The sequence below is a fragment of the Microbacterium sp. NPDC090003 genome (assembly GCF_044748385.1).
In the GTDB taxonomy this organism is placed as follows: domain Bacteria; phylum Actinomycetota; class Actinomycetes; order Actinomycetales; family Microbacteriaceae; genus Microbacterium.
This window is the reverse complement of record NZ_JBIVFW010000001.1, coordinates 1778621-1790625: the sequence shown is the minus strand read 5'-3', so window position 1 is coordinate 1790625 and position 12005 is coordinate 1778621. Positions and strand designations below refer to the sequence as shown.

Below are 12005 nucleotides of genomic sequence, written 5' to 3'. Positions count from 1 at the left end.
ACATCAAAAAAGAAAGAAGAAAACACATGGCCACTGGCACTGTGAAATGGTTCAACGCGGAAAAGGGCTTCGGCTTCATCGCTCCCGATGACGGCACCGACGACCTGTTCGCCCACTACTCGGCGATCACCGGAAGCGGCTTCAAGGAGCTGCGCGAGAACCAGAAGGTCGAATTCGACGCCGAGCGCGGCCCCAAGGGCATGCAGGCTGCGAACATCCGCGCCCTCTGATCCCTCGTGATCGTACGAAGCCGGTCGGCTCCTTCGGGAGCCGGCCGGCTTCTTCGTTTCGGGCGAGGGTGCGCAGCCGACGGGTGAGGGTCACCGGAATACGGGTAACGAAGCGACCGTTCGAATTGAGGTTCGCCTTACTTCGGGTTACATTAGGTCAGCCTTACCAAACCGGCGCGACTCTGCGCCTCACCCCTCCTCAACCCGAAGGGATCTGCTGTGCGCACTTCTCGTCTCCTCGCCGTCGGTGCCGCCGCGGCACTCGCGCTGAGCCTCACGGCCTGTGCGACGTCCGCCTCCGAGAGCGGTTCGGATGGCGGCGCCAACCCGGCCGCCGACGACGCCTTCCCCGTCACGATCGAGCACGTCTACGGTGAGACCACCATCGAGACCAAGCCCGAGCGCGTCGCGACCGTGGCGTGGGCGAACCACGAAGTGCCGCTCGCCCTCGGCATCGTGCCGGTCGGCTTCAGCAAGGCCAGCTGGGGCGACGACGACGACAACGGCATTCTGCCCTGGGTCGAGGAGAAGCTCGACGAGCTGGGCGGCGAGGAGCCGGTGCTCTTCGACGAGGCCGACGGCATCGACTACGAAGCCGTCGCCGACACGAACCCCGACGTCATCCTCGCCTCGTACTCCGGCCTGACGCAAGAGGAGTACGACACCCTCTCCAAGATCGCGCCGGTCGTCGCCTACCCCGAGATCGCCTGGGGCACTCCGGTCGACGAGATGATCGAGATGAACTCGAAGGCCCTCGGCCTCGAGGAGGAGGGCGAGGCCCTCATCGAAGACCTCCACGCCGACGCCGAGGCAGCGCTCGAAGAGAACAGCGTCCTCAAGGACAAGAAGGTGCTCTTCGCGTTCTTCGACCCGACCGACCTGAGCCAGATCGGTTACTACACGGCCGTCGACACGCGCCCCGGTTACCTGCACGACGATCTTGGCCTGCCGTTCCCGTCGATCGTCGAGGACTCGGCCGACTCCCAGGAGTTCTACCTGTCGGTGAGCGCCGAGGATGCGGCGAAGTTCGACGACGTCGATGTGATCGCGACCTACGGCGACGAGTCGCTCATCGCGACCCTGCAGGCCGACCCGCTGCTGTCGAAGATCCCGGCCATCGCCGAGGGGCGCATCGCGATCCTCCCGGATGCTACCCCGATCGCGGCATCCGCCAACCCCTCGCCGCTGTCGATCCCGTGGGGTCTCAGCGACTACCTCGCCCTGCTGGCCGCACCGCTCGCTCAGTAATCGATCGGTCCGCTCGCGCGGAGTGACCTCTCAGTGACCGCTACGACCACCATCGCACCGGGCGCCGCAGACCTGCGGCGCCCGGTGCTGGTGCGCACGCTCTGGCTTCTCGCCGGAGTCGCGCTCCTGCTCGTCCTCAGCATCCTGTCGGTGTCGTTCGGCGTGCGCGCGGTGTCGTTCGACGACATCGCCGCGGCGTTCAGCGGCCACAGCGACACGATCGAACAGGCCGCGATCGTGAAGCGCATCCCGCGTACGGTGCTCGCTCTGCTCGTCGGCGCCGCGCTCGCCCTCTCGGGCGCCACGATGCAGGCCGTCACCCGCAACCCGATCGCCGACCCGGGAATCCTGGGCGTCTCGAACGGCGCGTCGCTCGCCGTGGTCATCGGCCTCGCCTTCTTCGGGCTGGCCAACCCGTACGGGCAGATGGTGTTCGCGATCGTCGGCGCCGCCGTCGCGGCGACTTTCGTCTACACCGTCGGGTCGCTCGGACGCGGCGGCGCGACCCCCCTCAAACTCGCACTGGCGGGCGCCGCCACCTCGGCCGCGTTCGCCTCGCTCATCAGCGCCATCATGCTGCCGCGCGTCGATCTGCTGCAGACGTTCCAGTCGTGGCAGGTCGGTGGCGTCGGCGGCGCCGAGTGGCCCCGCATCGCCCTCACCGCCCCGGTGCTCCTCGTGGGGGCGCTCATCTGTTTCGCCAGCTCGCGGGGCATGAACTCGCTCGCGCTGGGCGACGACATGGCCAAGGGCCTGGGCGAGCACGTCTTCCGCACCCGGATGCTGTCGGCCCTGGGCGCGGTCATCCTCGCCGGGGCCGCGACGGCCATCGCCGGACCGATCGGGTTCGTCGGCCTCGTCATCCCCCACGTCTGCCGCATGCTGATCGGCACCGATCACCGCTGGCTGCTGCCGTTCTCGGCGGTCGCCGGCGCCGCGCTGCTGACCGCGAGCGACATCGTCGGCCGTGTGATCTCGCCGTCGTCCGAAGAGATCCAGGTCGGCATCATCACCGCGATCATCGGCGCCCCGTTCTTCATCTGGATCGTCCGCCGTCAGAAGGTGCGTGAGCTGTGACCACGACCGACCGCACGAACCCCGCCGGAGGCACCGGCCCCGCCGGCGTCCCCGACCATACGCTCGACCGCCCGGAGCAGACGGCATCCGCCCGCGTCGCCGCGATCGTCGCCGGGCGCCGTGCGCGCCACCGCCGCCACGCGACCGCGACGATCGTGCTCGGCATCCTCGTCTTCGTGCTGTTCGCCGTCGCGCTCATGGTCGGCAACACCTTCTACACGCCCGTCGAGGTCATCCGCGTGATCTTCGGCGAGACCGTTCCCGGAGCCTCGTTCACGGTCGGCGACCTGCGTCTGCCGCGCGCGGTGCTGGCGATCCTCACCGGCTTCGGTTTCGGCATCGCGGGTGTGAGCTTCCAGACCCTGCTGCGCAACCCGCTCGCCTCGCCCGACATCATCGGCATCTCGGCGGGCGCGGGCGCGGCGGCCGTGTTCGGCATCATCGTGTTGTCGCTCAACGGGCCCGTGGTCTCGGTCTTCGCGCTGGCCGGTGCCGTGCTCACCGCGCTCGCGATCTACCTTCTGTCGATGAAGGGCGGCTTCGCCGGCACGCGGCTCATCCTGATCGGCATCGGCGTCGCCGCCATGCTGCAGAGCCTCATCTCGTACATGCTGTCGCGCGCCGCCAACTGGGACATCCAGGCCGCGATGCAGTGGCTCACCGGCAGTCTCAACAACGCCTCGTGGGAGCGAGTGCTGCCGATGGCGATCGCCGCGGCCGTCATCATGCCGCTGATGCTGTCGCAGGGCAGGGCGCTGGGCGCCCTGCAGCTCGGCGACGACTCGGCCTCCGGCCTCGGCATCCGCGTGAACCTCACCCGGCTGCTGTTCATCCTCGGCGCCGTGACCCTGCTCGCCTTCGCGACCGCAGCGACCGGCCCGATCGCGTTCGTGGCGTTCATGGCCGGACCGATCGCGGCGCGCATCACCGGCCCCGGAGCCAACCTGCTCGTGCCCAGCGCCTTCGTCGGCGCGGTGCTCGTGCTCGGCAGCGACCTGATCGCACAGTTCCTGCTCGGCACCCGCTACCCCGTCGGCGTCGTCACCGGTGTGCTCGGCGCCCCGTACCTGATCTACCTGCTCATCCGCACCAACCGCTCGGGAGGATCGCTGTGACCGTCTCGCACAGCCTGTCGGCCGAAGGGGTCACCCTCTCCTACGGCGACCGCACCATCATCGACGGCCTCGACCTCACGGTCGCGCCCGGCAAGATCACGACGATCGTCGGCGCGAACGGATGCGGCAAGTCGACGCTGCTGCGCTCGCTGGCGCGCCTGCTCTCGCCGGCGGCCGGACAGATCGTGCTCGACGGAAAGTCCGTGCACGCGCGGCCCACCAAGGAGGTCGCCCGCATCCTCGGGTTGCTTCCGCAGTCGCCGGTCGCCCCCGAGGGGATCGCCGTCGCCGACCTCGTGGGCCGCGGGCGGCATCCGCACCAGAAGACGCTCGCGCGCTGGAGCGCCCACGACTACGAGGTCGTCGCCGACGCGCTCGATGCCACCGGGGTGACCGAGCTCGCCGACCGCAGCGTCGACGAACTGTCGGGTGGCCAGCGTCAGCGCGTGTGGATCGCGATGGCGCTCGCGCAGGAGACCGACATCCTGCTGCTCGACGAGCCGACCACGTTCCTCGACGTCGCCCACCAGGTCGAGGTGCTCGACCTGCTCACCGACCTCAGCGTCGCCCGCGGCACCACGATCGTGATGGTGCTGCACGACCTGAATCTCGCCGCACGCTACGCCGACGAGCTCGTCGCGATGAAGGAGGGGCGCGTGCATGCCATCGGCGCCCCGGCCGACGTCGTCACCGCCGAGCTCGTCGAGGAGGTCTTCGGCCTCCCCAATCAGATCACCATCGACCCGGTCTCCGGCAAGCCGATGGTCACACCCATCGGGAGGCACCATGTCCGCTGAGACCACCACGACCACCGAGAAGCCGGCGTACATCCTCGCCCGTGCCGAGGTGCGCCGGGTCGAACGCGTCTCGCCCAACTTCGTGCGGGTGACCTTCGGCGGCGCCGACCTCGACGACTTCGGGACCCCGGGCGGGGTGTTCGACGCCCGCATCAAGCTGATCTTCCCGCCGGCATCCGGCATCCTTCCGCCGCTCGAACGCGACACCCCCGACTGGTGGGCGTCGTTCCTCGCCGTGCCCGAGAACGAGCGCGGCACCATGCGCACGTATTCGATCCGGGATCTGCGGGTGGACCCCGCCTCGGGCGGCACCGAGGTCGACATAGATTTCGTGCTGCATCTCGCGCCCGGTCTCACCGGTCCCGCGTCGCGCTGGGCGAGCGCGGCCGAGACCGGCCAGGAGCTCATCATCATCGGACCGCGTCGCGGCGTGGTCGCGGGCGGCACCGAATACCGGCCCGGCGATGCGCCGTCGGTCGTGCTGGTGGGAGATGAGACGGCGGCCCCCGCGATCGCGCGCATCCTCGAAGACGCTCCGCGCGATCTGCGCGGCACGGCGTTCATCGAGGTGCCGTCGGCCGCCGACGAGCTCACGATCGACGCCCCCGCCGGGGTCGACGTGCGGTGGCTGGCGCGCGACGCCGACCAGGCGCACGGGCTCAGAGTCATCCCGGCGGTGCTCGCGCACCTCGGAGACGCGGATGCCTCGGACGAGATCGCCGTCAAGGACATCGAGAGCGACGACCTGCTGTGGGAGACGCCGGCGTATTCGGGTCTCGGCGAGGAGATCGCGGCATCCGATGCCCCCGGCGACCGTTACTTCTGGATCGCAGGCGAGAGCGGTGTGGTCACGACCCTCCGCCGCCATCTTGTGAAGGACCTCGGCATCGACCGCGGGCAGGTCGCCTTCATGGGCTACTGGCGTCGCGGCGTCGCCATGCGCGGCTGAGTATTCCGGTAGGCCGCCCGTCACGCACGGTGCGGGATCGATATGTCACGTCAAATGCCTCTGAGGCGTGACATATCGATCCCGCAGCGGATGCCGGCGAGCCGGCCTTACTTCGCGAGGAAGTCCTTCAGCGCTGCGTTGACCTCGTCGGCGTGGGTCCAGAGCAGGCCGTGCGGGGCGCCCTCGACCTCGACGTACTCGGCCGCGGGAACCGCCTGGTGGAAGCGGCGGGCGGTGGCGTCGATCGGGAGGATGTTGTCCTTCGTGCCGTGCAGGATCAGCGTGGGCTTCGCGGCGGCGGCGACGGCCTCGACGTCGGCGCGGAAGTCCTCGATCCACGACGAGACGACGGCGTAGGCGGCGACGGGGGCGCTGCCGATCGCGACGTTCCAGCTGCCGGTGACGGCCTCCTGGCTGATGCGCGATCCGAGGTTCTCGTCGAGGTTGTAGAAGTCGTTGTAGAACTGCGTGAACCAGGCGAAGCGGTCGCCCTTGGCTGCGGCCTCGATGCCGTCGAAGACGTCCTGCGGCACGCCCTCGGGGTTGTCGTCGCGCTGAACGAGGAACGGCTCGAGCGAGGCGAGGAAGGCGAGCTTGGAGACGCGGTCGGCGCCGTAGCGGCTGACGTACCGGGCGAGCTCTCCGGTGCCCATCGAGAAGCCGACGAGCACGACATCGCGCAGGTCGAGCGTCTCGAGCACGGCGTTGAGGTCGGCGGCGAAGGTGTCGTAGTCGTAGCCGACGTTCACCTTCGACGATCCGCCGAAGCCGCGGCGGTCGTAGGTGATGACGCGGTAGCCCTGGGCGAGGAGTTCGCGGGTCTGGCGCTCCCAGCTGTGGCCGTCGAGCGGGTAGCCGTGGATCAGGACGACGGGCTGGCCCGATCCCTGGTCTTCGTAGTAGAGCTCGATCGGGGCGCTGTTCTCGTTTCCGACGGTGATGTAACCCATGATCCTGATCCTTTCGGTGCCGCGAGAACGATCGTTCTCGCTTGATGTGATCAATCTAGAGAACGATCGTTCTCATGTCAAGTAGACTTCTGACATGACCGACGACGAGGCACGCGAACGCATCCTCTCCGCCGCCGAGGAGCTCTACTACCGCAGGGGATACGCTGCCGTCGGCATGGATGAGCTGCGCCAGTCCGCCGGCGTGTCGCTGCGCCGCCTCTACGGCCTCTTCCCCGCGAAGAACGACATCGTCGCGGCCGTGCTCGCGCGCAAGCACGGCGAGTGGGAATCCGGCCTGACAGCCGCGGTGGCGGATGCCGGTGGCGACGCGCGCACGCGGCTGCTCGCCGTCTACGGATACCTCGAGAACTGGTTCTGCACCGACGACTTCCGCGGCTGCGCATTCATCAACGCCTTCGGAGAGCTCGGCGGCACCAACCCCGAGGTCGCCGAGATCGTGCGCGCGCACAAGGCCTCGTTCCAGGAGTACATGACGTCGCTCGTCGCGGGCACCGGGGCCTCGCCGCTCCTCGCCGCGCAACTGTCGATCCTCGCGGAGGGCGCTCAGAGCACGGCCGCGATCTCGGGCGACGCGGCTGTCGCGGTGCAGGCGCGCAGCGCTGCCGAGGTGCTGATCGACGCGGCGGTCGCTCGCTGATCTCCACGCCCATTCGCTAGCCAGGCTAGACAATTGCCAGGCGAGAGTCAAGGGTCCTGCGCAGCAGTGGCGAGGTAGGTAGCGTGCCCCGCATGGAGACGCAGACGAAGACCCCGACGACGGGCATCGCCCGCCAGAGCCTCATCATCGCAGCGGCCGCGTTCATGCTGATCGCTGCCGCCGTCGGCGCCGGCGCATTCGGCGGAGCATCCGTCGATGACCTGCAGGACGGCGCGCTCTCGGCGCAGGGCTCGTACCTCGCTCCGGCCGGCCCCGCGTTCTCGATCTGGTCGCTGATCTACCTCGGCCTGCTCGCGTACACCGTCTGGCAGGCCCTGCCGGCCCAGCGGACGGATGCTCGGCAGCAGGCCGTCGGCGGATGGATCGCCCTCTCGATGGTGCTGAACGGTCTCTGGTTGGTGACCGCGCGCTTCCTGACGCTGTGGCTGACGGTGCTGGTGATCGCGCTGCTGCTCGCGACGCTCGCCCGCATCATCGTGCTGCTCGGGCGGTTCCCCGCGAAGAACCTCGCCGACCGCATCCTCACCGACGGGGCGAACGGTCTGCACTTCGGCTGGGTGACGATCGCGACCGTCGCCAACACCGCCGCGTGGTTCACGCAGATGGCGCCCGAGAGCTGGGCCGAGCAGGCCGACATCTGGGCCGTGGCCGTGCTCGTCGTCGTGGCGGTCATCGGTGTCGCCGCGGCTTTCGTGACCGGACGCATCGCCCCCGCGCTCGCGACGGCATGGGGTCTCGTCTGGCTCGCCGTCGGACGCTTCACCGACGCCCCGGAGAGCGTGCCGACGGGCATCGCCGCACTGGTGGTCGCCGTCGTGCTCGTGTTGGCGGGCGTGATCGGAGTCGTGCGAGGGCGGGCGGCTCGCTGAGACATCACTTCGGTATGGTGTGCGCATGACCACTGCGACGAAGACATTCACCGCGACGATCGGCGTCGAGGTCAAGGGCGAGACGTGGAGTTGCGTCGAGATCCCCGAATCCGTGGACTTCTTCGGGACCGGCAAGACCGTGCGCGTCGACGCTCAGGTCGACGACGTCGTTCTGGAGAACGTGGGGGCGATGGTCACCGGCACCGGCGGCCACATGGTGTCGCTGAACGCGAAGGTTCGCAAGACGCTCGGTAAGGACATCGGAGACCAGGTTCAGGTGACCGTCACGCCTCGGTAGTCTCCCGTCACACGACGAGGCGGTAACCCATCCCCGACTCGGTCAGCAGGTGCACGGGGGCGCTGGGCTCCGGCTCGAGTTTCTTGCGCAGCTGCGACATGTAGAGCCGCAGGTAGCCGGAGTCGGAGACCTGCTCGCTGCCCCAGATCTCCTTCAGCAGGTCCTGGCGGGTGACGAGGGCCCCCGGATGCCGTGACAGGTGCTCGAGCATCCGCCACTCCGTCGGGGTCAGGTGCACCCGTGAACCACCGCGCGTGACGGTCTTCGTCGCGAGGTCGACGACCACGTCGCCGAACGTCACGGTCGACTCGCCGCCGGCCGGGACCGCGCGCCGCGACAGCGCCCGCAGGCGGGCGAGGAGCTCGTCGACCTGGAACGGCTTGGTCACGAAGTCGTCTGCTCCGGCATCCAGCGCCTCGACCTTGTCGGCCGAGCCCGTGCGTCCCGAGACGACGATGATGGGCACGTTCGTCCAGCCGCGCAGGGCCTGGATCACCTCGATGCCGTCGAGCCGCGGCATGCCGAGGTCGAGCATGATGAGGTCGGGGTGGGTCTGGGCGGCGGCGGCGACCGCGGCGGCGCCGTCGGGCGCGACGACCACCTCGTATCCGTGCGCGGCGAGTGTGATGCGCAGGGCGCGCACCATCTGCGGATCGTCGTCGGCGATGAGGAGCTTCACTCCGTGTCCTCCGTGTCGGCGCCGGCCAGCGGCAGTGAGATGACCATCGTGAGGCCGCCCCCGGGGGTGTCCTCGGGAGTCAGGCTACCGCCCATGCCCTCGGCGAAACCGCGCGACAGGGCGAGTCCGAGACCCAGGCCGGTCGTGTTGTCGGTGTCGCCGAAGCGCTGGAACGGCTGGAAGATGCTGTCGTGCCGCTCAAGCGGAACCCCCTCTCCGCGGTCGACGATGCGGATCTCGGCGCGGTCGCCCAGGGTGCTCGTCGACACGAGGACACGGGTTCCCGCCGGCGAGTGGCGATGCGCGTTCGCGAGCACGTTCACGATCACGCGCTGCAGAAGCACCGGGTCGGCCTGCAGGGCGGGCAGGGAGGGGTCGAGGGCGAGCTCGACGTCGGCGGGCCCGAGGCCGAGTTCGTCGACGGCGGCCAGCACGGGCCCGGTCGCGTCGAGGCGCGTCGACGACACGGCGAGCACGCCCGCTTCGACACGGCTGACATCGAGCAGGTCGGTGACGAGGGTCGAGAGGGTCGCGAGGCTCTCGTCTGCCGTGGCGAGCAGTTCGGCGCGGTCGTCGGGCGAGAGGTCGTGGGCTCCGCGGAGCCCGCCGATCGCCGCGACCGCGGAGGCGAGCGGGCGGCGCAGATCGTGGCTGAGTGCGGAGAGCAGGGCGCTGCGCACCTGGTCGGTCTCGGCCAGCGCGGCGGCCTCCTTCGCCGTCTCACGCAGACCCGTGTGCTCGATCGCGGCCGCGAGCTGCGCGACGATCGCATCGAGCAGGCGCCGGGCCGGGGCATCCAGCGCATCGCCGCTGAGCTCGAGCACGGCGTGCGAGCCGCCGACCTCGACCGAGGTGGTGCGACCGTCGGCGAGCGGCTCGCCGTCGCTGGCCAGCACCTCGCCCTCGGCGGTGAGCAGCCGCACGCCGCTGAGCCCGAACGCCTCGCGCGTGCGGCTGACCAGCGCCAGCACGGCGTTGTCGCCGCGCAGAACGTTGCCGGCGACGGCGGCGAGCAGCTCGGCCTCGGCGGTCGCGCGCTTGGCGGTGCGGGCACGGCGTGCGGCCTGGTCGACGATGATGCTCACGAGGATCGCGATTACCACGTAGAGCGCGAGCGCGAGCACGTGCAGGGGGTGCGCGACGGTGATCGTGAACAGCGGCGCGACGAAGAGGAAGTCGAGGGTGATGCCCGACAGCACGGCCGCGAACACGGCGGGGCGGATGCCGCCGATCAGCGCCACCACGACCACGAGCAGCTGATACGCGAGCACCTCGGAGGTGATCGACTCGGGGCTGCGGAACGCGAACATGATCCAGGACAGCAGCGGCCCGAAGGCGAGTGCGACCGCGAATCCGAGCAGCTGCCGTCGCCAGCCGAGCGCCCCGCCGGTGATGCGGGGGAGGGCGATGCGTCCGCCCGCGGCGGCGTGCGTGACGATGTGCACGTCGATGTCGCCCGAGCGGCGGATGACCTCGGAGCCGATCCCCGGTCCGGTGAGTGCCGCCATGAGCCGCCCGCGCCGGCTCACGCCGATGACGAGCTGCGTGGCATCCGCGCCCTGTGCGAACTCGACGAGCGCGCCGGGGATGTCGTCGCCGATGATCTGGTGGAAGCTTCCGCCGAGCGATTCGACCAGCGCACGCTGCGCCGCGAGCGCACCGGGGGTCTCGTCTCGCAGGCCGTCCTGCGTGGAGATGTGCACCGCGAGCAGTTCGCCGCCCGCCGAACGGGCGGCGATGCGGGCGCCGCGGCGCAGCAGCGTCTCGCCCTCCGGTCCGCCGGTCAACGCGACGACCACGCGCTCGCGCGCCTGCCAGGTGCCCTCGATGCCCTGCTCTGCGCGGTAGCTGCGTAGCGCGCTGTCGACCTCGTCGGCGAGCCACAGCAGGGCCAGTTCGCGCAGCGCCGTGAGGTTGCCCAGTCGGAAGTAGTTCGACAGCGCGGCGTCGATGCGCTCAGCCGGGTAGACCAGACCGGCCGAGAGGCGGTCGCGAAGGGTCTGCGGAGCCAGGTCGACGACCTCGATCTCGTCCGCGGCCCGCACCACGGCATCCGGGATCGTCTCCTGCTGCGCGATGCCGGTGATCTTCTCGACCACCGCGTTGAGCGACTCGATGTGCTGCACGTTCACGGTCGTCACCACGTCGATGCCGGCGTCCCGGATCGCCTCGACGTCCTGCCACCGCTTCGGATGCCGCGAGCCCGGAACGTTCGTGTGCGCGAGCTCGTCGACCAGGGCGATCTCGGGACGGCGGGCGATCACGGCGTCGACGTCGAGCTCGGTGAGCGCGACGCCTCGGTGCTCGGTGGTGCGCCGCGGCACCTCGGGCAGGCCGATCGTCTGGGCGAGTGTCGCGGCACGGCCGTGGGTCTCGACGACCGCGATCACGACATCGCGGCCGTCGTCGAGCAGGCGTCGCCCCTCGGCGAGCATCTCGAAGGTCTTGCCGACGCCGGGGGCCGCGCCGAGGAGAACGCGGAGCCGGCCCCGCCGCTCTCGTGTCATTCGCCCTCCCGCTCATCGAGCGCGAGATTGAGTTCGGCGGCGTTGATGCGCTCTTCGCCGAGGAATCCCAGATCCCGCCCTTGAATCCTAGACTCCACGAGCTGGCGCACCGTGCCTTCGGCGAGGCCGCGCGCGGCCGCCACGCGCGGCACCTGCAGCAGGGCGTACGCGACGCTGATGTGCGGGTCGAGTCCCGATCCGGATGCCGTCACCGCATCGGCCGGCACCTCGGCGGGGCTCACGCCCTCTCGCTCGGCGATGGTCGCCCTGCGCTCCTCGATCGCGGCGATCAGGTCGGCGTTCTCCGGGCCGAGGTTGCTGCCGCTCGAGGCCGCGCCGTCGTAGCCGTCGCCGGCGGCCGAGGGACGGGACTGGAAGTACTCGGGGAGCGCGTCGCCGTCGGCATCCGTCGCCGGCTGGCCGATCAGAGCGCTGCCCCTGTCGTCGGCGAGAGGTGAGCCGTTCGCCTGCCACGGCAGGAGCAACTGGCCGATGCCGGTGACGACGAGCGTGTAGCCGACGCCGAGCACGAGGGTGAGGACGAGCATCGCGCGGACGGCGACGCCCGCGGTGCGGACGGTGGTGCGGGTGGACGACATGAGGGGCC

At 70.0% G+C, this 12005-nt stretch carries 13 protein-coding genes; 9 read left to right on the top strand and 4 right to left on the bottom strand.

Annotated elements, in window-relative coordinates; translation table 11 throughout:
* Positions 1 to 26 precede the first annotated feature (26 nt).
* From ACIPVN_RS08565 to ACIPVN_RS08540, 6 genes are all read left to right on the top strand, one after another.
* Entirely contained in the window at positions 27 to 230 is a 204-nt protein-coding gene (locus ACIPVN_RS08565) for a cold-shock protein (RefSeq protein ID WP_042538190.1), read from the top strand.
* 219 nt (positions 231 to 449) lie between these two features.
* On the top strand, positions 450 to 1478 hold the full coding sequence (locus ACIPVN_RS08560; protein WP_400442050.1) for an iron-siderophore ABC transporter substrate-binding protein: 1029 nt from the start codon (positions 450 to 452) through the stop codon (positions 1476 to 1478).
* Between the two features lie 33 nt (positions 1479 to 1511).
* The gene (locus tag ACIPVN_RS08555; RefSeq protein ID WP_400442048.1) at positions 1512 to 2555 is read left to right on the top strand and encodes a FecCD family ABC transporter permease; all 1044 of its coding nucleotides are present in this window, start codon (positions 1512 to 1514) and stop codon (positions 2553 to 2555) included.
* A gap of 104 nt (positions 2556 to 2659) precedes the next feature.
* On the top strand, positions 2660 to 3670 hold the full coding sequence (locus tag ACIPVN_RS08550) for a FecCD family ABC transporter permease (protein WP_400443337.1): 1011 nt from the start codon (positions 2660 to 2662) through the stop codon (positions 3668 to 3670).
* Complete coding sequence (locus ACIPVN_RS08545; RefSeq protein WP_400442046.1) at positions 3667 to 4467, top strand: ABC transporter ATP-binding protein; 801 nt, start codon at positions 3667 to 3669, stop codon at positions 4465 to 4467. Before ACIPVN_RS08550 ends, ACIPVN_RS08545 begins: the two co-directional genes overlap by 4 nt.
* Complete coding sequence (locus tag ACIPVN_RS08540; RefSeq protein WP_400442045.1) at positions 4457 to 5416, top strand: siderophore-interacting protein; 960 nt, start codon at positions 4457 to 4459, stop codon at positions 5414 to 5416. The genes ACIPVN_RS08545 and ACIPVN_RS08540 overlap by 11 nt, the downstream gene beginning before the upstream one ends.
* Before the next feature lie 107 nt (positions 5417 to 5523).
* Here the strand turns inward: ACIPVN_RS08540 and ACIPVN_RS08535 are convergent, their stop codons facing one another.
* Positions 5524 to 6366, bottom strand: a complete 843-nt coding sequence (locus tag ACIPVN_RS08535; protein ID WP_400442043.1) for an alpha/beta fold hydrolase — start codon at positions 6364 to 6366, stop codon at positions 5524 to 5526.
* A gap of 94 nt (positions 6367 to 6460) precedes the next feature.
* On the opposite strand from ACIPVN_RS08535, the gene ACIPVN_RS08530 reads away from it, so the two are divergent.
* From ACIPVN_RS08530 to ACIPVN_RS08520, 3 genes are all read left to right on the top strand, one after another.
* Entirely contained in the window at positions 6461 to 7024 is a 564-nt protein-coding gene (locus ACIPVN_RS08530; RefSeq protein ID WP_400442041.1) for a TetR/AcrR family transcriptional regulator, read from the top strand.
* A gap of 92 nt (positions 7025 to 7116) precedes the next feature.
* Positions 7117 to 7914 carry a tryptophan-rich sensory protein gene (locus ACIPVN_RS08525; protein ID WP_400442039.1) on the top strand — a complete coding sequence of 266 codons (798 nt, stop codon included), beginning with the start codon at positions 7117 to 7119 and terminating at the stop codon, positions 7912 to 7914.
* Between the two features lie 25 nt (positions 7915 to 7939).
* Positions 7940 to 8212, top strand: coding sequence for a DUF1905 domain-containing protein (locus tag ACIPVN_RS08520; protein WP_400442038.1), 273 nt, complete (start codon positions 7940 to 7942; stop codon positions 8210 to 8212).
* Between the two features lie 7 nt (positions 8213 to 8219).
* Here ACIPVN_RS08520 and ACIPVN_RS08515 read toward each other — a convergent pair whose 3' ends face one another.
* Genes ACIPVN_RS08515 through kdpC form a run of 3 tightly spaced genes read right to left on the bottom strand, consistent with a single transcriptional unit; the run spans position 8220 to position 11997 of the window.
* On the bottom strand, positions 8220 to 8891 hold the full coding sequence (locus ACIPVN_RS08515) for a response regulator (protein WP_400442036.1): 672 nt from the start codon (positions 8889 to 8891) through the stop codon (positions 8220 to 8222).
* Positions 8888 to 11398: an ATP-binding protein gene (locus tag ACIPVN_RS08510; RefSeq protein ID WP_400442034.1), complete on the bottom strand. Its 2511-nt coding sequence runs from the start codon at positions 11396 to 11398 to the stop codon at positions 8888 to 8890. Before ACIPVN_RS08510 ends, ACIPVN_RS08515 begins: the two co-directional genes overlap by 4 nt.
* Entirely contained in the window at positions 11395 to 11997 is a 603-nt protein-coding gene (gene kdpC / locus ACIPVN_RS08505) for a potassium-transporting ATPase subunit KdpC (protein ID WP_400442032.1), read from the bottom strand. Before kdpC ends, ACIPVN_RS08510 begins: the two co-directional genes overlap by 4 nt.
* Between the last annotated feature and the right edge of the window lie 8 nt (positions 11998 to 12005).